18 protein-coding genes are annotated in these 23,903 nt (G+C 31.4%); 10 read left to right on the forward strand and 8 right to left on the reverse strand.

The features are described 5' to 3' along the window. Window positions 1–64 precede the first annotated feature (64 nt). Window positions 65–6,946, forward strand: a complete 6,882-nt coding sequence (locus tag ACN5J5_RS11465; RefSeq protein ID WP_418645027.1) for a BspA family leucine-rich repeat surface protein — start codon at window positions 65–67, stop codon at window positions 6,944–6,946. Window positions 6,947–6,952: 6 nt separating this feature from the next. Further along, entirely contained in the window at window positions 6,953–7,126 is a 174-nt protein-coding gene (locus tag ACN5J5_RS11470) for a hypothetical protein (RefSeq protein ID WP_418645028.1), read from the forward strand. Window positions 7,127–7,256: 130 nt separating this feature from the next. Here ACN5J5_RS11470 and lptB read toward each other — a convergent pair whose 3' ends face one another. The 4 genes from lptB to ACN5J5_RS11490 form a co-directional block, all read right to left on the reverse strand. Next, on the reverse strand, window positions 7,257–7,991 hold the full coding sequence (gene lptB, locus ACN5J5_RS11475) for an LPS export ABC transporter ATP-binding protein (protein WP_418645029.1): 735 nt from the start codon (window positions 7,989–7,991) through the stop codon (window positions 7,257–7,259). Between the two features lie 75 nt (window positions 7,992–8,066). Next, window positions 8,067–8,417: a carboxymuconolactone decarboxylase family protein gene (locus ACN5J5_RS11480; RefSeq protein WP_418645030.1), complete on the reverse strand. Its 351-nt coding sequence runs from the start codon at window positions 8,415–8,417 to the stop codon at window positions 8,067–8,069. Further along, on the reverse strand, window positions 8,392–9,216 hold the full coding sequence (gene tatC / locus ACN5J5_RS11485) for a twin-arginine translocase subunit TatC (protein WP_418645031.1): 825 nt from the start codon (window positions 9,214–9,216) through the stop codon (window positions 8,392–8,394). Before tatC ends, ACN5J5_RS11480 begins: the two co-directional genes overlap by 26 nt. 1 nt (window position 9,217) lies before the next feature. Next, window positions 9,218–10,189 carry a KpsF/GutQ family sugar-phosphate isomerase gene (locus ACN5J5_RS11490; RefSeq protein WP_418645032.1) on the reverse strand — a complete coding sequence of 324 codons (972 nt, stop codon included), beginning with the start codon at window positions 10,187–10,189 and terminating at the stop codon, window positions 9,218–9,220. 145 nt (window positions 10,190–10,334) lie between these two features. On the opposite strand from ACN5J5_RS11490, the gene ACN5J5_RS11495 reads away from it, so the two are divergent. After that, entirely contained in the window at window positions 10,335–12,533 is a 2,199-nt protein-coding gene (locus ACN5J5_RS11495) for a RecQ family ATP-dependent DNA helicase (RefSeq protein ID WP_418645033.1), read from the forward strand. 566 nt (window positions 12,534–13,099) lie between these two features. On the opposite strand, the gene ACN5J5_RS11500 is transcribed toward ACN5J5_RS11495, so the two are convergent. The 4 genes from ACN5J5_RS11500 to ACN5J5_RS11515 are packed head-to-tail and all read right to left on the reverse strand — an operon-like array spanning window position 13,100 to window position 16,712. Further along, window positions 13,100–13,471, reverse strand: coding sequence for a DUF4258 domain-containing protein (locus ACN5J5_RS11500; protein WP_418645034.1), 372 nt, complete (start codon window positions 13,469–13,471; stop codon window positions 13,100–13,102). A gap of 40 nt (window positions 13,472–13,511) precedes the next feature. After that, window positions 13,512–14,708, reverse strand: a complete 1,197-nt coding sequence (locus tag ACN5J5_RS11505; RefSeq protein ID WP_418645035.1) for an alanine dehydrogenase — start codon at window positions 14,706–14,708, stop codon at window positions 13,512–13,514. A gap of 3 nt (window positions 14,709–14,711) precedes the next feature. Next, window positions 14,712–15,125 carry a tRNA (adenosine(37)-N6)-threonylcarbamoyltransferase complex ATPase subunit type 1 TsaE gene (gene tsaE, locus ACN5J5_RS11510; protein ID WP_418645036.1) on the reverse strand — a complete coding sequence of 138 codons (414 nt, stop codon included), beginning with the start codon at window positions 15,123–15,125 and terminating at the stop codon, window positions 14,712–14,714. A gap of 39 nt (window positions 15,126–15,164) precedes the next feature. Continuing rightward, entirely contained in the window at window positions 15,165–16,712 is a 1,548-nt protein-coding gene (locus ACN5J5_RS11515) for a PglZ domain-containing protein (RefSeq protein ID WP_418645037.1), read from the reverse strand. Between the two features lie 150 nt (window positions 16,713–16,862). On the opposite strand from ACN5J5_RS11515, the gene ACN5J5_RS11520 reads away from it, so the two are divergent. The 7 genes from ACN5J5_RS11520 (at window position 16,863) to sucD (ending at window position 23,892) form a co-directional block, all read left to right on the forward strand. Beyond that, complete coding sequence (locus tag ACN5J5_RS11520) at window positions 16,863–18,089, forward strand: HD domain-containing protein (RefSeq protein WP_418645038.1); 1,227 nt, start codon at window positions 16,863–16,865, stop codon at window positions 18,087–18,089. A 56-nt stretch (window positions 18,090–18,145) separates the two neighbouring features. Further along, on the forward strand, window positions 18,146–19,186 hold the full coding sequence (lpxD, locus tag ACN5J5_RS11525) for a UDP-3-O-(3-hydroxymyristoyl)glucosamine N-acyltransferase (protein WP_418645039.1): 1,041 nt from the start codon (window positions 18,146–18,148) through the stop codon (window positions 19,184–19,186). Continuing rightward, window positions 19,179–20,573: a bifunctional UDP-3-O-[3-hydroxymyristoyl] N-acetylglucosamine deacetylase/3-hydroxyacyl-ACP dehydratase gene (locus tag ACN5J5_RS11530; RefSeq protein ID WP_418645040.1), complete on the forward strand. Its 1,395-nt coding sequence runs from the start codon at window positions 19,179–19,181 to the stop codon at window positions 20,571–20,573. The genes lpxD and ACN5J5_RS11530 overlap by 8 nt, the downstream gene beginning before the upstream one ends. Before the next feature lies 1 nt (window position 20,574). After that, window positions 20,575–21,354: an acyl-ACP--UDP-N-acetylglucosamine O-acyltransferase gene (lpxA, locus tag ACN5J5_RS11535; protein WP_418645041.1), complete on the forward strand. Its 780-nt coding sequence runs from the start codon at window positions 20,575–20,577 to the stop codon at window positions 21,352–21,354. A gap of 71 nt (window positions 21,355–21,425) precedes the next feature. After that, window positions 21,426–21,992: an elongation factor P gene (gene efp, locus ACN5J5_RS11540; RefSeq protein WP_418645042.1), complete on the forward strand. Its 567-nt coding sequence runs from the start codon at window positions 21,426–21,428 to the stop codon at window positions 21,990–21,992. 35 nt (window positions 21,993–22,027) lie between these two features. Further along, window positions 22,028–22,954, forward strand: a complete 927-nt coding sequence (locus ACN5J5_RS11545; RefSeq protein WP_418645043.1) for a UDP-3-O-(3-hydroxymyristoyl)glucosamine N-acyltransferase — start codon at window positions 22,028–22,030, stop codon at window positions 22,952–22,954. A gap of 65 nt (window positions 22,955–23,019) precedes the next feature. Continuing rightward, entirely contained in the window at window positions 23,020–23,892 is an 873-nt protein-coding gene (gene sucD / locus ACN5J5_RS11550; protein ID WP_418645044.1) for a succinate--CoA ligase subunit alpha, read from the forward strand. The last annotated feature ends 11 nt before the right edge of the window (window positions 23,893–23,903 follow it).

The raw sequence follows: 23,903 nt of genomic DNA on the forward strand, positions 1-23,903 counted from the left end.
CAACTCTAAAATTTTAGTGTAAATAAGGTTAATTTTTATTTTTGCATGTAAAACTACTTAAGTTATGCAAAAACTATACTTACTATTCTTTTTATGTTTTACACTGAGCATTAGTACCGCAAGTGCACAATCAGAACACTTTTCTTTTTATGTAGAAACCACAAGTGTAAACGAAACTTTTACAATTCCTACAGATGTTACTAATTACACTTATGACTACAATGTAGTTATTTTTAAAGCTTTTACTTCTAACGAAACAATTTATAATAATGTAACAGGGAATTTAACGCATACATTTCCAACACCAGGTACATATATTATTCGAATTCTTGAAGGTAGTTTGTTTCCAAGAATACGTTTTGATTATGCTATAAATTCAGATGAACAAAAAATAACAGGTATTTCACAATGGGGAAATAACCCGTGGGCAACAATGGAAAGTGCTTTTGAAGGTTGTTCAAATTTAACTTTAGGAGCCTACGATACTCCAGATCTTTCTAATGTAACTTCAACTAAAAAAATGTTTGAAGGTGCTACATCACTTACAGATATTCCTGGTCTTTTAGGCTCGTGGGATATGAGTAACGTGAAGAATACGAGTTCAATGTTTAGAGAGTGCACTGTTTTTAATGAAGATTTAAGTAATTGGGATACAAGCAGCGTAGAAAATATGCAAAGAATGTTTCAAGATTCCCCAGGTTTCGATCAAAACTTAGGAAATTGGGACATGAGTAATGTAACAATTACTGATGTAATGTTTGGAAATGCAGGTGTATCTACTAGTAATTATGATGCAACCATTAAGGGATGGGGAACGTTAGATGCAGGAGAAGCTCGAATTCCTACAAATATTAAGGTACGATTTGATAATAGTACTTATTGTACTTCTGAAGCAATAAGAACAACGCTGTCTAATGCGCCTTACAATTGGACGTTTACAGATAGTGGTTTAGATTGTGGTAACATTTCTGAAGATACTTTTTTTATAACCACTTGGCAAACCACAACTGCCAATGAAACAATTACCATTCCTACTGCTGGACCTGATAGTTATGCATATTATATAGATTGGGGAGATGGGCAAACAGACAATTTAGTTACCGGTAATATTACGCATAGTTATAGTAGTCCTAGTACATATACGGTAAAAATCAGTGGTACATTTCCGAAAATAAATTTTAACGATACGGGAACAAGTCGTTTAAAAATTAAAAGTATCGAACAATGGGGAGATATCAATTGGCAAGATATGTCTACTGCTTTTTTTGGATGTGAAAACTTAGTTTATAATGCCACAGATGCACCAGATTTAAGCGATATTACTTCATTTAATAAAACATTTAGAGATTGTACTAATATGGGAAGCCCAAACTTAAATGGTTGGGATGTGTCTAATATTACAACTATGGAGAGTATGTTTCGTAACACGAATTTTAATGGAAACATTACTAATTGGGATGTAGGTAAAGTTAACTCTTTTTACAGAATGCTATGTCAATCTTCTTTTAATCAAAATATTAGTGGTTGGAATATTGGAGAGCATGTGAGTACAGTAAGTCGTATGGACGACATGTTTTGGTCGAATTCTAGTTTCAATCAACCGATTGCTTCTTGGGATGTGAGTAAAGTTAAAAAGATGAATGGTATGTTTAGAAGTGCATCTGGTTTTAATCAAAATTTAGCAAGTTGGGATATATCTTCAGTAACAGATATGTCTGAGATGCTAAATTATTCAGGATTATCTACAGCAAATTATGATGCAACATTAACAGGGTGGGCTACTTTAACTGCTGGAGAAATTCAAATACCAACGGGTATAAATTTGGGAGCAATCGAACTTGAATTTTGTGCAGCAATACCTTCTTGGTATGTTTTAGATGGTACTTATTCTTGGACTATTACAGATAAAGGAGTTAATTGCGGTGATAGTGCTTTTATAACCACTTGGGAAACAACTTCAGCTAATGAAACCCTTAAAATTCCTATTAATGGAGTTGGATATAATTATTACATAGATTGGGGAGATGGAACAGAAGATATTAACCAAACTGGTCAAGCTACACATACCTATGCCACTGCCGGAACGCATACTATTAAAATAGTGGGTGATTTTCCAAGAATATATTTCAATTATGCAGGCTTTAGGGATAAAATAATATCAGTTGATCAATGGGGAACACAACAATGGGATACAATGGAAGGTGCTTTTCGTGGTTGTGGTAATCTTAGAATTTTAGCTACTGATGCTCCAGACCTTTCTAATACTACAAATTTAGAAGGTATGTTTACTGGTTGTGGATCTATAGAAAGCCCTGATTTAACAAATTGGAATGTTTCTACAATTACAAATATGCAAGATCTTTTTAATGGTGCTCAAAAGTTTAATGGAAATATTACTAATTGGAATACAGCGAATGTAGAAACGTTTTTTAGAATGTTTAGTGGAGCAAGCTTTTTTAATCAAGATATATTGGGTTGGAACGTAGGTAAGGTAACTACATTTTCACAAATGTTTTATAATGCAGTCTTATTTAATCAAAACATATCGAATTGGAATATTGGAGAAAATACGGCCAATGGTGCTAGTTTATTCCAAATGTTTAGGCAAGCCACAGCTTTTGATCAATCGTTGGCTACTTTAAATACATCACATGTTAATAGTATGACAGATATGTTTTTAGGTGCTGGAATTTCTCAAGAAAATTACGACAACACCTTAAAAGGTTGGGAAACTTTAGATGCAGGCGAAACTACCATACCTCAAAATATTACATTTAATGGTGGAAGTAGTACCTTTTGTAAAGGAGCAAATGCTAGAAGAAAGTTGATATTAAATAATGGTTGGAGTTTTACAGATGGTGGTTTAAATTGTACAGAAGCTGATAAATTTATTACTACTTGGCAAACCACTACAGTAAACGAAAGTATTACCATTAGAACATCGGGTGGTTATTTTGATTATATGATAGAATGGGGAGATGGTACAACAGAGTCTGTAAACGGAAATGCAACACATACTTATGTCACTCCAGGAGTGCATACCGTAAAAATATCAGGAAGCTTCCCTAAACTATATATCAATGGTAATTCTATTGGAAATAATTTACTTTCTGTAGAGCAATGGGGAAGTATTCAGTGGGCAGATATGGTAAAAGCATTTAAAGGCGCTAGCAATATGGTTATTAATGCTACTGACACTCCTGATTTATCCAATTGTGGTGACTTTTATGAAACTTTTTATTTTTGTAATAATTTAACCGATAACGGTGGCGCTTTAGCAAATTGGGATTTTAGTAATATTACGAGAGCTCCAAGAATGTTTCAAAATTCAGGATTATCTAGTCAAGAATATGATGATCTTTTAATTGCACTAGCCAATAATCCAAACCTTCCTGATAATATTGAATTTGGAGCTCAAGGCGTTAACTATTGTGTAGCAGTAACAGAAAGAGCAATGCTACAAGCAAAAGGCTGGAGTATAAGTGATGCCGGTATAAATTGTGATGAAATAGCGTTTACAACTACTTGGGAAACAACTTCAGCTAATGAAAGTATTACGATTCCAACCACAGGAGCGGGTTATGATTATTACGTAGATTGGGGAGATGGTACTGTAGAAAGTGGATTTACAGGTAACGCTACTCATAGCTATGCTACGGCAGGTACTTATATTGTAAAAATTTGGGGAGACTTTCCTAGAATTTATTTTAATAATAATGCAGATGCAGATAAAATACTAACGGTAGAGCAGTGGGGTAATATATCTTGGACCAGTATGGAAAATGCATTTAACGATTGCGATCAGCTTAAAATAACCGCTACAGATGCTCCAGACCTTTCTAAGGTAACCTCTTTTAAAAATATTTTTAGAGTATGTAGATCATTAAGTAATGAAGATCTATCGCATTGGGATGTTTCAAATATTACAAACATGGGGTTTGCTTTTTATGTCTCAAGTTTTAATGGGAATATAAGCGCATGGGATGTTGGTAGTGTTAGTAATTTTATAGGTATGTTTTCTATTAGTCAATTTAATCAAGATATTTCAAATTGGAACATTGGCGAACGTGTTAGCGGAACCGTAAATATGGGATCTATGTTTCAACAAAATACTCAGTTTGATCAAAATTTAGGAGCTTGGGATATCAGTAAGGTTTCAAATGTTAATAATTTTTTACAGAGTGCAAGTATTTCACAAGAAAATTACGATGCTACTTTAATAGGATGGGCGACTTTAGATACTGGAGAAACTCAAATACCAATAGGAATTACATTGAATGCAGGTAGTAGTACTTATTGTAAGGGGCAGACAGCAAGAAATACATTAACAAACGCACCTTATAATTGGAGTATTACCGATGGCGGAATAGGTTGTGATTTTACAGATGCGTTTATAACAAATTGGGAAACTACTGTTGCCAATGAAAATATTACGATTCCAACCAATGGATCTGGTTATGATTATTTTGTAGATTGGGGAGATGGTACTGTAGAAAGTGGATTTACAGGAAACGCTTCTCATAGTTATGCTACTGTAGGTACTTATATTGTAAAAATTTCGGGCGACTTTCCTAGAATTTATTTTAATAATACAGGAGATAAAGATAAAATTAAATCTATTGAACAATGGGGTACACAAGAATGGACCAGTACGATTGCCGCTTTTTATGGTTGTACTAATTTAACATTAAACGCAACGGATACACCTGATTTAAGTCAAGTGACTTATATGGACAGAATGTTTAAAGGAACAACCGCTTTCGTTGATAATCAAAATAAAATAGGTACTTGGAATGTAGAAAATATTATAAGTATGGTAGAACTTTTTAGTGCTTCTGCGTTTAATGAAAATATCAACGCTTGGAATGTGCAAAATGTACAAACCATGGGAAGTATGTTTCAAGATAACACTACATTTAATAAACCCTTAAATAATTGGGCACCACAAAATGTATCAGATTTTGAACATATGTTTAATGGCGCTACAGTATTTAATCAAGATTTATCGAGTTGGACACTAGATAGTGCAACTTATTTTGAGTCTATGTTTCAAAACGCTACTGCTTTTAATCAAGATTTAAGTGCTTGGGATATTAGTCAAATAGATCGTTACGGTATGGTTAATATGTTAGTAGATGCAGGTATGTCGAAGGATAATTATGATGCGACTTTAATTGGTTGGGCAAGTTTGGATACTGGTGAAACACAAATTCCTGTAAACGTAAAATTAGATGCTGATGCTAACTATTGTTTAGGAGAAACTGCAAGAAATACGCTTATTAATACTTACAATTGGAGTATTACCGATAGTGGTTCAGATTGTAAAGTTAACTGGACAGGAAACACAAATTCTTTTTGGTTAACGGGCAGTAATTGGAGTAATTCAGTTGCACCAATTATTACAGATAATGTAATTATTCCAAATGTAGTAACAACGCCAAGTATTACTACATCTGTAGAGATAAATAATTTAACAGTTGAGGCTTTGTCATCATTTGATATTTCAGAAGATGGATCACTAACCACAGATGGAGATTTTACAAACAGCGGAACTTTTAAAATTACATCTACAGCTTTAAATAGCGGATCTTTATTGGTAAAAGGGACTTCAAATGGAACGGTAACTTATGAGCGTGGAGGTTTATTAGCAAATAAATGGAGTATTGTATCGGCACCTGTTGATGGACAAAGTATCAAAGAATTTGTAGAGAATGTAAATAACAATATTCGAGTAAATACAACTACTTCACCAAACCGTTATGCAGTTTCTTATTATGATGATAGCAAACCATCGGGATCAAAATGGATATATTATGATGTAGCTTATTTAGCAGCAAATCCGAATATAACCTTCGAAAAGGGGAGAAGCTATGCTATATCAAGAGGTACTGACGGAGCGGTAAGTTTTACAGGAACAGTTACGATTAACAATATTAGTAAAACAGTAGTTGCATCAGAATGGAATGCAATAGGAAATCCGTACACTGCTTTTTTACCGATAAACGAAAACGGAGGAACTAACTTTATCAATGAAAATTCAAGCAAGTTAGATCCAGCAAATGTAGGAGTATATGTTTGGGATAATCAACAAGATAAATATGTTGGTAAATCATTAATAACCTCAGAAGCTTCTTTAGCGCCAGGGCAAGGTTTTTTTATAAAAACAACCACAGGAATATCTGATGTTATTTTTAATGAATCTCAAAGAAAAAATCAACCAATAACAGGCGGAGTTTTTGCAAGAGGAATTACGGTAAATAAGCCAAGTATTCAATTATCAGCAACTTCAAAAAACACAACAATTACAACAGCAATTAAGTATTTTGAGAATGCTACAATCGGATTAGATCCAGGATATGATTTAGGAAACTTTGCAAGACAAGATTTTGATATTTATACAAAACTAGTAGATACTGAAAATAAAGGCGATTTTACAATTCAGTCTTTACCAATTAATAATATCGAAACCACAATTATTCCTTTAGGTTTAAAAATTTCAGAAGGAGAAGAAGTAACATTTACAGCAACCTTAAAAGATTTATCAGCAGGAGTTTCAGTTTTTATAGAGGATAAAAAACTACAAACTTTTACAAAATTAAATGCTAGTACAAACGATGTTTATACAGTAAATATTACAGAAAAAGTAAATGAAACAGGTCGTTTTTATTTACACGCAAAGCAAAGTATAATACCTAATGAGATAAAACATATTGATGAGGTTAAAGTGTATACAAATGATAGCAAAAATTTAATTATTGACGGAATTTCAAAAGGCGATTTTACAATAAAACTATATACCATTAATGGTCGATTATTATTGAATAAAACCATTGAAGCTAAAGGTAAAAACACGGTGCCTTTGTTAGATATAGAAACTGGAATTTATATTGTAAATTTAGGATCAGAGTTAGGAAGTAAAACGCAAAAAATTATACTTAAGAAGTAAATCAAGATGAAAAAAAATAAAAATATAAATATAAAAGACGAATTAATATCAAGAGAAGAGGCTCTAAAAAAGTTAGGAAAGTATGGTAAATATACTGCTTTAACTGCCTTGGGAACCTATTTAATTTTAAGTCCAGAAAAAGCACAAGCACAAAGTCCTGATGCTCCAGGATGGGATTAGAGATTGAAATAATTTAACAAAAAAACAGCTAATTAATAATTAGCTGTTTTTTTTGTTTTATAGTTTATGAAATATTGTCAGTTTTTATCACGTTGTACTATAAAACCTACAATAATTTAAGGTTAATAACTTAAAATTTCTTCTTTTTAAGTTCAAAATCTTTACCAAGATAAACTCTTCGTACTGTTTCATCAGCTGCTAATTCTTCGGGAGTTCCTTCTTTTAAAATTCCGCCGTTATACATTAAATAAGTTCTATCAGTAATTGCTAAAGTAGCTTGCACATCATGATCGGTAATTAAAATACCAATATTTTTAGTTTTAAGTTTGGCTACAATTCCTTGAATATCTTCAACAGCAATAGGGTCAACTCCAGCAAAAGGTTCATCTAATAAAATAAATTTTGGATCAGAAGCTAAACAACGCGCAATTTCTGTTCTACGACGTTCACCTCCAGAAAGTAAATCACCTCTGTTTTTTCGAACATGATCTAAGCTAAATTCATCAATTAATTCCTCTAAACGCTGTTTTCTTTCGGTTTTAGACCTGTTCGTAAATTCTAAAACCGACATAATATTATCTTCAACAGATAGTTTTCTAAAAACAGAAGCTTCTTGTGCTAAATATCCAATTCCTTTCTGAGCACGTTTATACATTGCATCATCAGTAATTTCTTCATCATCTAAAAAAATATGGCCAAAATTTGGCTTAACCATTCCAACAATCATGTAAAAAGAAGTTGTTTTTCCTGCTCCGTTAGGACCAAGTAAACCTATAATTTCGCCTTGTTCTACTTCTAACGAAATTCCTTTTACAACTTTTCTGCTGCCGTAAAGTTTTTGTATGTTATCTGCTCTTAATTTCATTGATTTTGTTGTTTCTGTTGATAAATAGCGAAGCTAAATTAGAGTAAAGCTATGAATTGATAACTTAATAAACTGTTAACTATTTTCTTCTTCTAGGGCTTCCCAGTACTCAACTGCACGACGTAAATGCGGAATTAAAATTGTACCTCCAACTAAAGTAGCAATACTCATTGTTTCCATCATTTCTTCTTTAGTAACGCCATTTTTATGCGAACTTTCTAAATGATAAGCAATACAATCGTCACATCGCAATACTGCTGATGCCACTAAACCAAGTAATTCTTTTGTTTTTGTAGGTAAATGACCATCTTTAAACGCATTGGTATCTAAATTAAAAATACGTTTGATTATTTTATTATCACCTGCTAAAATTTTATCATTCATTTTAGCTCGGTAGTCGTTAAACTCTTGGACTTTTTGAGACATTTTTTTTATGTTGTTTTTTTAAGACATATTGAGACACGTAAATACTTATTTCGTAAAGTATCATAATTGGTACTGAAACGATTACTTGACTTGCTACGTCTGGTGGTGTTATAATTGCTGATAAAACTAAAACAACTACCAAAGCATGTTTACGATATTTGCGTAAAAAAGTTGGAGTTATTAAGCCTATTTTGGTTAAGAAAAAGATGATTACAGGAAGTTCAAAAAATACTGCAACCCCTATTAATGTATTGGTAATTAAACTAATGTAAGCTTCTAGTTTAAAATTGTTTTCAATGGCGTTTGATATTTCAAAATTATAAAAGAAATATACCGACATTGGTAAGATGATATAATAACTAAAAAGGATTCCTAAAAAGAATAATAAAGAAGAAGTAAAAAGAAATCCTCTTGATTTTTTTCTTTCAGAACTATGTAGTCCTGGAGAAATAAAACGCCAAAACTCCCATAATATATAAGGAAAAGAAACTACGAAACCAAGAATTAAAGACGACCAAATACCTGTCATTAATTGTTGTGTAGGATTTAAAGCTTGTAATGTTTGCTTAAAAGTAATGGTGCAAAAATTAGTGTCGATACCAATAGCTGTAAATATTTTACAGAAAAATTGATACGTAGCAAAATCAGGTTTTAAGTGTGCTAATAATATTTCGTTAAAAACAAAATTAATATTTGCAAAAATTAAGATAGCTATAATAAAAATAGCTACAAAACTTCTTACTAAGTGCCATCTTAACTCTTCAAGATGGTCTAAAAAGGACATTTCTTTTTCAACCATTTTAAAATATACCTTCTTTAATTAAATCATGTAAATGTACTACACCTACATAGTTGTTGTTATCGTCAGTAACTAAAATTTGTGTTATACTACTATTTTCTAAGGTTTCTAAAGCCGCAACTGCCATAGCATCAACATGAATAGTTTTTGGATTTTTACTCATAATTTCAGCAGCAGTAAGTTCATCAATCTTTGTTGTTTTACTTAACATTCTACGAATATCACCATCAGTAATAATTCCAGATAATTGATCGTTATCATTAACAACAGCAGTAACACCTAATCTTTTTTCAGAAATTTCAACAATAACTTGGGTTACTTTATCTGTGCTATTAACTTTTGGTATTTGGTTGTTTTTAATAAGATCCGCAACGCGTAAATATAAACGTTTACCTAAAGCACCACCTGGATGATATTTAGCAAAATCACTACTTGTAAATCCACGAAGGTTTAGTAAACAAACAGCCAAAGTATCTCCTAAAACTAATTGTGCAGTTGTACTTGTTGTTGGTGCTAAATTATTAGGACAAGCTTCTTTTTCAACAAAAGAGTTTAATAAAAAATCGGCGTTTTTCCCTAAAAAAGAATCTGGATTACCAGTTATTGCTATAATTTTATTGTTAGAGTTTTTAATTAAAGGAACTAAAACTTTAATTTCAGGAGTGTTTCCACTTTTAGAAATACAGATAACAGTGTCGTCTTTTTGTACATTCCCTAAATCACCATGTATAGCGTCAGCAGCATGCATAAAAACAGCAGGTGTACCCGTTGAATTAAAAGTAGCTACCATTTTATTAGCAATGTTAGCACTTTTACCAATTCCGGTAACAATAACACGGCCTTTAGAATTGTATATAAAATTTACGGCATCAACAAACGAAGTATTTAATAAATTTGCTAAATTAGCAATAGCTTTACTTTCTAAAAGTATCGTTTCTTTTGCTGTTGAGAGAATTGCGTTGGCGTCTTTCAATTTAAAAAAGTTTTAAGTAAGTTTTAAGGTGTAAAAATAGGAATATTTAAGAAGAAAAACTTTTTAATAAAAATAAAATTTACACTAACTTAGTGTAAAGTTTTTTTGTAAATTAGTTTGCATTTTTAATTTTTGATTTTAGAAGATGAATAAAGAGCAGTCGGAGTTATACGGATCATTAAAAAAAATATTTGGTTTTAACCAATTTAAAGGTCTACAAGAAGAAGTTGTAAAAAGCATTTTAAACAACGAAAATACATTTGTAATAATGCCAACTGGTGGAGGTAAATCTCTTTGTTACCAGTTGCCTGCATTGATGAAAGAAGGAACCGCAATAGTTGTTTCGCCGTTAATAGCTTTGATGAAAAATCAAGTAGATGCTATTAGAGGTATTTCTGAAGAACATGGAATTGCACATGTATTAAACTCATCATTAAATAAATCTGAAGTAGCGCAAGTAAAATCAGATATTGAAACGGGTATAACAAAATTGTTATATGTTGCGCCTGAATCTTTAATAAAAGAGGAGTATGTTGAGTTTTTAAGAAGACAAACGATTTCTTTTGTTGCCATTGATGAAGCACACTGTATTTCTGAATGGGGGCATGATTTTAGGCCTGAATATCGTAATTTACGTACTATTATTAAACAAATTGATAATGTGCCAATTATAGGTTTAACGGCTACGGCTACAGAAAAAGTTCAAGAAGACATTCTTAAAACTTTAGGAATGAGTGATGCCAATGTTTTTAAAGCGTCCTTTAATAGAGCAAACTTATTTTACGAAGTTCGCCCAAAAACAAAGGATATAGAAAAAGATATTATTCGTTTTATTAAACAACGAATGGGTAAAACAGGAATTATATACTGCTTAAGTCGTAAAAAAGTAGAAGAAATTGCTCAGGTTTTACAAGTTAACGGAATTAATGCATTGCCTTATCATGCTGGTTTAGATGCTAAAAAACGCGCAAAACATCAAGATATGTTTTTGATGGAAGATTGCGATGTTATTGTAGCAACCATTGCCTTTGGTATGGGAATAGATAAACCAGATGTGCGTTATGTAATTCACCACGATATACCTAAAAGTTTAGAAAGTTACTACCAAGAAACAGGTAGAGCAGGTCGTGATGGAGGAGAAGGTTATTGTTTAACTTTTTATTCATATAAAGATATTGAAAAACTTGAAAAGTTTATGGCAAATAAACCTGTTGCAGAACAGGAAGTAGGTCATGCACTTTTACAAGAAGTAGTGGGTTATGCAGAAACGTCTATGAATAGGCGTAAATATTTATTGCACTATTTTGGTGAAGAATTTGATGCAATAACAGGTGATGGTGCTGATATGGATGATAATATGAAAAATCCGAAGAAGCAACACGAAGCACAAGATGAAGTAAAAACATTATTGTCGGTAATTAGAGATACCAACGAAATGTACAAGCCAAAAGAAGTTGTAAATACTATAATTGGTAAAGAAAATGCTTTGTTAAAATCGCATAAAACAACAGCACAACCTTTTTTTGGCGTAGGAAAAGAAAAAGATCATCACTATTGGATGGCATTAATTCGCCAAATATTGGTAGTTGATTTCATCAAAAAAGAAATTGAACAATACGGAGTTTTAAAATTAACAAAAAGAGGGAAGGCTTTTATTGATAATCCATCATCATTTATGATGACCGAAAATCATGTGTACGCTACTGATGATGAAGGAACAATTATAGCAAATACCAAATCGACAGGCGGAGGAGTAGATGCAAAATTAGTTGTAATGTTAAAAGATTTACGTAAAAGCGTAGGTAAACGTTTAGAAGTACCACCTTTTGCAGTATTTCAGGATCCTTCGTTAGATGATATGGCTTTAAAATACCCGATTACTTTAGAAGAGTTATCTAAAGTTCATGGAGTAGGAGAAGGGAAAGCTAAAAAATTTGGGAAAGATTTTATAAAATTAATACAACAATATGTAGCTGAAAATGATGTTATGCGCCCAGACGATTTAATTGTTAAAAGTACGGGAGTAAACTCTGGTTTAAAGTTGTTTATTATTCAGAATACAGATAGAAAACTACCATTAGATGATATTGCAAAATCGAAAGGTTTATCGATGCCAGAATTAATTAAAGAAATGGAAGCAATTGTTTTTTCTGGAACAAAACTAAATATTACGTATGCTGTAGAAGACTTATTAGATGAAGATCAGCAAGAAGAAATACATGATTATTTTATGGAGTCTGAAACCGACAAAATTCAAGAGGCTTTAGATGAGTTTGATGGTGATTATGATGATGATGAATTACGTTTAATGCGTATTAAATTTACTAGTGAAATTGCCAATTAAATAACTGAAAAAATTACAGATTACATACAAAAAATGATAAATGAACGCAAGAGTTAACCCTCTTGCGTTCTGTTTTATTAGCGTTGAAATTAAAAGAATTTATCAAATGGAAGGCACCTGTTTATACACATAATGGGAAAATATAGTAGGCTTATCTGCTTTTAAGAATTATTGTGGTTTTTTCAAGGATTTTTTTTATTTGATGATAAAAAAGTGTTACAGAATGCTCAAGAAGGAAAAACAAAAGCTATGCGACAATGGAGATTTTATAACTTGAAAGATATTGACGTTAATTTGGTAAGGCATATTAAAAATTCAGAAGAAGGAAAAGAGTTAAAAACTAAAAAAAAATACCAAGTCAATAGAAATTCCTGAAGAATTACAAATTGAATTTGACAGTAACGAAAAATTAAGAGAAAGTTTTAGTCAGTTTACTTTAAGTAAAAAAGAGAGTACACAAATTATATATCTGAAGTAAAAAAAATAACAACCAAGCAAAAAAGATTAGAAAAAATTAATCTGATGATCTTAAATGGAGTTGGACTTTATGATAAATATAAAAGTTATTAGTTGATTGTAATTTGATCAATAGTTGTGGTAGAATCACATCTAATTACATATAAATCGATGTGTTTTAAACTGTCTTTACCCGTAATAAAATATTCAGGGCAAGGTTTTATACGTGGTTTACTTTTACCAAAATTTACATCACCACGTTTTAAAATGGCTGATATTGTTGTAGTATCAATATCAGAGTTTGTTAAAACTTGTTTTGCTTTATCAGAAAATAAGCGTTTTTTAATTCGGATGGTTTTTAAAGTACGTGCATCCATTCCATAATCAAAAGAAACATCTTTACCTTTCCAAATAAATAACACAATTATAGATCCGAAACCTAATCCAATAGCGTAATATCCAAAACGTTTTAATAACTGCATAATTAATTTTTAAGAGCACAAAAGTAAGTAAAAAAACACTTTATAGCATTAATAAATTAATATCATTATAAGGTAAATCAAACCAGTCGGCTACTGTTTTATTGGTTAAAATTCCGTGATAAAAATACATTCCGTTACGTAAACTTTTATCAAATCTGGCGGCATTTTCAAATCCACCTTCTTCGGCAATATTTAACAAATAAGGAGTAAAAATATTACTGATAGAAACTGAGGCTGTACGTGCGTATCTTGATGGTATATTGGGTACACAATAATGAATTACACCATGTTGTGTAAAAGTTGGTTTGCTGTGTGTGGTAATTTTTGAAGTTTCAAAACATCCACCACGATCAATACTAACATCAACAATTACAGCACCATCTTTCATTTGTTCAATCATATTTTCTGTAACAATTACAGGAGACCTGTCTTTACCTCTAATAGCTCCAATAACAACATCGCATCGCATTAAAGCTTTTGCGAGTGTTTTTGGCTGAATGGTAGAAGTGTAAATAGGCGATTGCACGCAATGTTGTAGTTTTCTTAATTTGGTTATCGAATTATCAAAAACTTTAACTCTTGCTCCTAATCCGATGGCAGATCTAGTCGCAAATTCACCTACAGTACCAGCACCTAAAACAACAATATCTGTTGGTGGAACCCCACCAATATTACCTAAAAGTAATCCGTTACCGCCATTTGCAGTAGTCATTAATTCTGCAGCAATATGCATGGATGCAGTACCAGCAATTTCACTTAACGATTTTACAATAGGATATACACCGTGGTCATCTTTTATATAATCAAAAGCAACAGCAGTAATTCGTTTTTTAGCTAAAGCTTCAAAATACTTTTTATCTTGGGTTTTTAGTTGTAAAGCTGAAATTAAAACAGTTTGTGGATTTAACATTTTAATCTCTTCTAACGAAGGAGGCTCTACTTTTAAAACAATACTACAGCCAAAAGCTTCTTTAATATCGTAAGATACTTTAGCGCCAGCATCAGCATATTCTTTATCACTGTAATTAGCACCATCACCAGCACCAGTTTCAACAACAATTTTATGTCCGTTAGCTACTAAAGCAGAAACAGCATCGGGAGATAAACTAATACGTTTTTCTTCAAAATGAGTTTCTTTGGGTAAGCCTATAAATAATTCGCCTTTTTGCCTTTTTATCTCAAGCATTTCAGGTTGTGGCATTAACTGCTCTTTGGTAAAAGGTGAACTATAACTCATTAATTAGTTGGTTTTGAATTGAATATTACGTTGACCGTTTTCTAAAAGACTAATTTTAATATTAACAGCATCTAAAGGTAGTAAATTTTTAACGTTTTCGGGCCATTCAATTAAACACCAATTATTACTATAAAGATAATCTTCAACTCCCATATCATAAGCTTCTTCTTCGTTTTCTATACGATAAAAATCAAAATGATAAACAGTATTGTTTTTTATAGTTTCATATTCGTTTACTAAAGAAAAAGTAGGCGAGTGTGCTACATCTTTAACGCCTAAAACTTTACATATTTCTTTAATTAAAGTAGTTTTACCAACACCCATATCGCCATTAAATAACAATATTTTATGCGACGCTTTTTTTACAATATTTTCAGCAACTTGAGTTAATTCGTTTAAAGAATAATTTTGATTCATAAATGCAAAAGTAAGTTACTTGCTTAAAATATCAAACAACTATTTTGGATGATAAATAGCACAAGGAATAATAATTTCTTCTAACGATACACCTCCATGTTGATACGTGTTTTTGTAATATTTAACAAAGTGATTGTAATTATTAGGGTAGGCAAAAAAGAAATCTTCTTTAGCAAAAATAAAAGGACTGTTTATGGCAATACTTGGTAAAAAAATGTCTTTCGGTTTTTTAACTGCATATACATCTTTTTCTTCGTAACTTAAACTTCGCCCTGTTTTATAGCGCAAATTAGAACTGATGTTTTTGTCGCCAATTACTTTTGTTGGATTTTTAGAATTAATTGTACCATGATCGGTCGTTATAACTAATTTTTGTCCTAATTTTTGTGCCTTTTGTATGATTTCGTATAAAGGTGAATTTTTAAACCAACTAACAGACAATGATCTATAAGCTTTATCATCACCTGCAAGCTCTTTTATTACTTCCATTTCTGTTTTTGCATGCGAAAGCATATCAACAAAATTATACACCACAACAGTTAAATCGTTTTGTTTGGTTCCGTTGTAATTATCAGCAAGCTCTTTTCCTTTTTTTAGCGATACTATTTTATAATATTCATGTTTAATATCTAAGCCTAAGCGTTTTATTTGCGCTTGTAAAAAATCAGCTTCAAATAAATTTTTACCACCTTCGTCTGTATCGTTTTTCCAAAAATCTGGATGCCTTTTTTCCATTTCAGAAGGCATTAATCCAGAGAAAATAGCATTACGAGCATATTGTGTAGCGGTAGGTAAAATACTGTAATAAGAATGTTCTTCTTCTTTTTTGTAATAATTATTTAAAAAAGGCTCAAGTATTCTATATTGATCGTATCGTAAATTATCAATAACAACTAGTAAAACACCTTGCTCTTTTGATAAAGTAGGTACGATGTAATCTTTAAATAAGGTGTGAGAAAACGTTGGTTTATCGTTGCTAGTTAGCCATTTTTGGTAATTTTTTTTGATAAACTTAAAAAACTGAGAATTAGCTTCGGATTTTTGAGATTCTAAAATTTCTAACATTCCCGTGTCGTTAATGTTTTCAAGTTCAAGCTCCCAGTGCACAAGTTTTTTGTATAAATCTGCCCATTCTTCATGCGAATTTACCATGGCTAAATCCATCGATATTTTTCTGAATTCTTGTTGATAATTAGAAGTTGTTTTGGCGGATATTAACCGAGAATGATCTAAGTTTTTCTTTAAACTTAATAATATTTGATTCGGATTTACGGGTTTAATCAAATAATCGGCAATTTTAGATCCTATGGCTTCTTCCATAATATATTCCTCCTCACTTTTGGTAATCATTACCACCGGAAGATTTGCATTTTTTTGTTTAATAGCAGCCAAGGTTTCTAAACCCGTAATTCCAGGCATGTTTTCATCTAAAAAAACAATGTCAAAATTTTGTTCATCCACCAAATCTATTGCATCAGCACCATTGGTAGATTTGGTTACCAAATAGTTTTTCTTTTCTAAAAATAAAATATGAGGCTTTAATAAATCAATTTCATCATCAACCCAAAGTATATGTATGTTTTTCATGTAATTTTAGTGTGTTTACAATAAAAATAACGCTCAAAAATGTATTTGTTGTATTTTTAAAAGCTAAAAATACGTTAATAAAGCTTTTGTTAATTTGGTTTTGTTGATAAATTATGATTCTTTTGTTTAAAATTGAAGTATTTATACATTTTGAACAATCAAAAAACCAATAAATTAAAGATTATAAACGATCCTATTTACGGATTTATAAACATTCCAAATTCTTTAATATTTGATATCATAGAGCATCCGTATTTTCAGCGTTTGCGTAGAGTAGCTCAAATGGGATTATCTAATATGGTATATCCAGGAGCAAACCATACGCGTTTTCATCATGCAATTGGTTGCATGCATTTAATGCAAAAAGCAGTATTTGTTTTAAGAAATAAAAATGTTAAAATTTCTGATGATGAGGCAAACGCTTTATACATGGCTATTTTATTGCACGATATTGGTCACGGTGCTTTTTCGCATGCCTTAGAACATAGTATTGTAAGTGAAATTTCGCACGAAGAAATTTCATTAAAATTTATGCGTGTTTTAAATGATGAATTTAATGGGCAATTAAGTTTAGCTATTCAAATTTTTGAAGGAAAATATCACCGAGAATTTTTATATCAATTAATATCTAGTCAATTAGATATTGATCGTTTAGATTATTTAAAAAGAGATAGTTTTTATACAGGTGTTGCCGAAGGTAATATTTCATCAGATCGTTTAATTGCAATGATGAATGTTGTAAATGATGAATTGGTTATAGAGCAAAAAGGAATTTATTCTGTCGAAAAATTTATCATCGCACGTCGTTTAATGTATTGGCAAGTGTATTTACATAAAACAGGCTTAGTGGCCGAAAATATTTTGGTTAATGTGCTTAAAAGAGCAAAAGAATTAGCTCTTAAAGGTGTAGAATTACCAGCTGGTAGGGCATTAACCTATTTTTTATACAATCCTATTTCTGAAAGTAACTTTACCAAAAAAACGTTGCATATTTTTTCTGAATTAGATGATTACGATGTGATGTCTGCCATAAAAGAGTGGATTCATCATAAAGATTTTGTGCTTTCATCTTTATCAAAAATGATTATTCATAGAAATTTACTAAAAGTTGAAATTCAAGACGAACCTTTTAGTGAAGCATATCAAAAAGATATTTATAATAGAGTTTTAGAAGATAAGACGATCAAAAAAGAAGATATTGCTTATTTTGTTTTATCTAATAAAATTAAACATCAAGCATATAATACTAACAAACCAATTAATATTTACACAAAAAAAGGTGAATTAAGAGATATTGCAAAGGCTTCAGACCAGTTAAATTTAAAAGCATTATCTAAACCCGTAGTAAAATATTACTTGTGTTATCCTAAAAATTAAAGGTAAAATAAATCTAACAAGAGGTAATTAAACAAAAATAATTACTTTTGCACTCAATGAAATTTACAGCAAAACAAATAGCAGATATTCTAGAAGGGGAAATAGAGGGGAATCCTGATGCAGAAGTTTCTAAGCTTTCTAAGATAGAAGAAGGTACTGCAGGGTCTCTTACTTTTTTATCTAATTCTAAATATAATTCATATTTATATTCTACAAAAGCAACAATTGCTATTGTAAATAACAGTTTTCAGTTAGAAAAAGAGATAGAAACAACTTTAATTAAAGTTGAAAATGCATATGAATCATTTTCTAAATTACTAGAATTTTACAACGAAGTAAAAAACAATAAACAAGGGCGTGAAAATCCACATTTTATTGCCGAATCTTCATCCATAGGAAAAAACGAATATATAGGCGCTTTTTCTTATGTAGGTGAAAATGTTGTACTTGGTGAAAATGTAAAAATTTATCCGAATTCATATATTGGAGATAACACCAAAATAGGTGATAACACCACTATTTATGCAGGTGTAAAAATATATTCTGAAACTATTATAGGAACAAATTGTAAAATTCATTCAGGTAGCGTTATTGGTTCTGATGGATTTGGTTTTGCGCCTACAGAAAGTGGTGAATATAAAACGATTCCTCAAATAGGAAATGTTATTATTGAAGATAATGTTGATATCGGCTCTAATTCAACAATTGATAGAGCTACATTAGGTTCAACAATAATAAGAAAAGGAGTAAAGTTAGACAATCAAATACAAGTTGCTCATAATGTAGAAATAGGTAAAAACACTGTAATTGCTTCGCAAACAGGTGTTGCAGGTTCTACAAAAATTGGCGAAAGCTGTATGATTGGTGGTCAAGTAGGTGTTGTAGGCCATATCGTTATTGGAAATAATGTAAGAATCCAAGCCCAATCAGGAATCGGAAAGAGTTTAAAAAATAATGATGTAGTGCAAGGAACACCAGCTTTTGGTTATTCTGATTATAGTAAATCGTATGTTAACTTTAAGAATTTACCAAAATTAGCAGCATCAGTACATAAAATTGAAAAAGAGTTAAATGCTCAAAAAATAAAAAATGAGTAAGCAACAACAAAGAACAATACAAAACGAAATTACATTATCTGGTGTAGGATTACACACAGGTAATCAGGTAACAATGGTATTTAAACCAGCACCAGTAAATCATGGATTTGCTTTTGTTAGAGTTGATTTAGAAGGAGCACCCGTTATTCAAGCAAAAGCAGAATTTGTAACCAACACACAAAGAGGTACAAATCTTGAAAACAAAGGAGTTCAAATTCAAACTTCTGAACATGTTTTAGCAGCAGCAGTTGGATTAGATATTGATAATTTAATTATTGAAATAAATGCATCAGAACCTCCAATTATGGATGGTTCTTCTAAGTTTTTTATAAAAGCATTAGAAGAAGCAGGAATCGTTGAGCAAGATGCAGACATTGAAGAGTATGTAGTAAAAGAAATAATTACATATAAAGATGAAGCAACAGGTAGCGAAATAATTTTAATGCCTTCTGATGAGTATCAAATAACAACAATGGTTGATTTTGGAACTAAAATTTTAGGAACTCAAAATGCAACTTTAGATAAAATTTCTGATTTTAAAGAACATATTTCAGCAGCAAGAACTTTTAGTTTTTTGCATGAAATAGAAATGTTGCTTGAAAATGATTTAATAAAAGGAGGTGATTTAAACAATGCAATTGTATATGTTGATAAAGAATTATCGGCAAGCACCACCGAAAAATTAAAAAAAGCTTTTAATAAAGATGATATCAAAATTCAATCTAACGGAATATTAGATAATTTAGATTTACATTGGGCTAATGAAGCTGCTCGTCATAAATTATTAGATGTTATTGGTGATTTAGCATTAGTTGGTACTCGTATTAGAGGTAAAGTAATAGCGAATAAACCAGGACATTTAGTAAATACTTTATTTGCTAAAAAATTAGCAAAAATCATTAAACAAGAAAAACGTAATAACGTTCCTTTATTTGATTTGAACAAACCACCATTAATGGATATTCACCAAATAATGGATGTTTTACCACACAGACCACCTTTTTTATTAATTGATAGAATTTTAGAACTGTCTGATAAACATGTGGTAGGAATGAAAAATGTAACCATGAACGAAGATTTCTTTGTGGGACATTTTCCTGGAGCACCTGTAATGCCAGGGGTTTTACAAGTAGAAGCAATGGCACAATGTGGAGGAGTATTGGTTTTAAATACCGTTCCAGATCCTGAAAACTATTTAACGTATTTCATGAAAATGGATAAGGTTAAATTTAAACAAAAAGTATTACCTGGTGATACGTTAACTTTTAAATGTGAGTTAATAACACCTATAAGAAGAGGTATTTGTCATATGCAAGCATATACATATGCGAATGGTAAAATAGTTGCAGAAGCTGAATTAATGGCACAAATATCAAAAGTAAAATAATATGAATCAACCACTTGCATACGTACATCCTCAGGCAAAAATTGCTAGAAATGTAGTTATTGAACCTTTTACAACCATACATTCTAATGTAGAAATTGGTTCGGGAACTTGGATTGGTTCTAACGTTACTATAATGGAAGGTGCTCGAATAGGTAAAAATTGTAGAATTTTTCCTGGAGCAGTAATATCAGCAATTCCACAAGATTTAAAATTTGATGACGAAGAAACAACTGTTGTAATTGGCGACAATGTTACCATACGTGAATGTGTTACGATAAACAGAGGTACTTCAGACAGAATGAAAACAGTAATTGGTGATAATTGTTTAATAATGGCTTATTGTCATATTGCGCACGATTGCTTAGTTGGTTCAAACTGTATATTTTCTAACAACACCACTTTAGCAGGACATGTTACGGTTGGAGATAATGTTGTATTAGCAGGAATGGTTGCCATACATCAATTCGCTTCGGTAGGTAGTCATGCATTTGTAACTGGAGGATCTTTAGTTCGTAAAGATGTTCCTCCATATGTAAAAGCTGCACGCGAACCGTTATCGTATGTTGGTATTAATTCAGTAGGATTAAGAAGACGAGGATATCCGACAGAAAAAATTAGAGAAATTCAAGACATATTTAGAATTTTATTTCAAAGAAATTATAATAATTCACAAGCAATTAATATAATTGAAGCAGAAATGGAAGCAACCTCAGAACGTGATGAAATTATTCAGTTTATAAAAGATTCGCACCGAGGAATAATGAAAGGATATTTTAAATAAAAATAATTATAAATAGTAAACTTTTAAAGAAGCATAAAATTAAAAGTTTAAATTAAAAATATAAAAACAGCATGGCTACAACATCAGATATTAAAAACGGATTATGTATGAGATACAACAACGATATTTATAAAGTTGTTGAATTTTTACACGTAAAACCAGGAAAAGGACCTGCTTTTGTAAGAACAAAATTAAAAAGTGTAACTAACGGTAAAGTAGTTGATAATACTTTTCCTTCAGGAAGAAAAATTGATGATGTAAGAGTTGAAACACATAAGTTTCAATATTTATACAGAGAAGGAGAAACTTTTCATTTTATGAATCAGGTAGATTATTCTCAAATTACATTAGAAAAAAGTGCTTTAGATGCACCAGAATTAATGAAAGAAGGAGAAATAGTAACTATTATTATCAACTCTGAAGATGAGATGCCATTATCTGTAGATATGCCTGCAAGTGTAATTTTAGAAGTAACGCATACAGAACCTGGTGTAAAAGGTAATACAGCTACAAATGCTACAAAGCCTGCAACGGTTGAAACTGGAGCACGTGTTAATGTACCTTTATTTATTAACGAAGGAGATAAAATTAAGATAGAAACAACAAAAGGAACCTATCAAGAACGTATTAAAGAATAAAACAATTCCCGCAAAAGCGGGAATTTCTTTTTAAAATGAAGTTTAAGCAAACACAAACATTAGCACAAATTGCAACATTATTAAATGTTGAATTTGTAGGTGATAAAAACTTTCCTGTAAAGGGAATTAATGAAATTCATGTTGTTACAGCTGGAGATATTGTTTTTGTAGATCATCCAAAATATTACGATAAAGCATTAAACTCTGCAGCAACTACTGTTTTAATTAATAAAAAAGTAGCTTGTCCAGAAGGAAAATCATTATTAATTTCTGAGGATCCTTTTCGCGATTTTAATAAAATAACCAAACATTTTAATCCTTTTATTGCATCTAAAGAAAGTATTGCTGAAAGCGCAATTATTGGTGAAGGAACTGTTATTCAGCCCAATGTTTTTATAGGTGATAATGTTGTTATCGGTAAAAATTGTGTTATTCATCCGAATGTAACTATTTATAGCAATTCAGTTATTGGTAACGATGTTACAATTCACGCTAATACCGTTTTAGGCGGAGATGCTTTTTATTATAAAAACAGACCCGAAGGCTTTGATAAATTAATTTCAGGAGGAAGAGTTGTCTTAGAAGATAATGTAGATTTAGGTGCTTCTTGTACGATAGATAAAGGAGTTACAGGAGATACAACTATTGGTAAAGGAACAAAAATTGACAACCAAGTGCATGTTGGTCATGATACTCTTATCGGTAAAAAATGTTTAATAGCATCGCAAACGGGTATTGCAGGTTGTGTTGTAATTGAAGATGAAGTAACTATTTGGGGACAAGTGGGTACAAATAGCGGAATTACCATTGGTAAAGGCGCTGTAATACTTGGGCAAACGGGAGTTACAAAATCTGTTGAAGGAGGTAAATCATACTTCGGAACGCCAGTTTCAGAATCAAGAAGTAAGTTAAAAGAATTAGCTGAAATAAAACGACTAATAAAAGAACAAAAAAAGAAATAAAAGTTTCACAAATCAATTACAAAAAACTATTTTTGTGAAGCTTAAAATTAAATAAAAATATACCAATGAGTGTTTTAGTAAATAAAGATTCAAAAATTATAGTTCAAGGATTTACAGGTAGTGAAGGTACTTTTCACGCTGGTCAAATGATCGATTACGGTACAAACGTAGTTGGTGGAGTTACACCAGGTAAAGGAGGGCAAGAGCATTTAGGTAAGCCAGTTTTTAATACAGTTGATGAAGCTGTACAAAAAGTAGGAGCAGATACTTCTATTATTTTTGTACCACCAGCATTTGCTGCTGATGCTATTATGGAATCTGCTGAAGCAGGAATTAAAGTAATTATTTGTATTACTGAAGGAATTCCTACTGCTGATATGGTAAAGGTAAAAGCTTATATAGATCAGTTAGATTGTACTTTAGTAGGTCCTAACTGTCCAGGAGTTATTACTCCAGAAGAAGCTAAAGTTGGTATTATGCCAGGTTTTATCTTTAAGAAAGGAAAAGTAGGTATTGTTTCTAAATCAGGAACTTTAACGTATGAAGCTGCTGATCAAGTTGTAAAACAAGGATTTGGAATTACAACTGCAATTGGTATTGGTGGAGATCCAATTATTGGAACTACAACAAAAGAAGCTGTTGAGTTATTAATGAATGATGATGAAACTGAAGCAATCGTTATGATTGGTGAAATAGGAGGGAACTTAGAAGCAGAAGCTGCTCGTTGGATTAAAGCTGATGGTAACCGTAAACCAGTGGTTGGTTTTATTGCAGGTCAAACTGCACCAGCAGGTCGTACAATGGGACATGCAGGAGCAATTGTTGGTGGAGCTGATGATACAGCACAAGCAAAAATGGCTATTTTAGCAGAAAATGGAGTTCACGTTGTTGAATCACCAGCTAAAATTGGAGAAATGGTAGCAAAAGTTTTAGCATAGTTTGTAAAAAA

It is taken from the genome of Tenacibaculum insulae, from assembly GCF_964512435.1.
Lineage (GTDB): Bacteria > Bacteroidota > Bacteroidia > Flavobacteriales > Flavobacteriaceae > Polaribacter > Polaribacter insulae_A.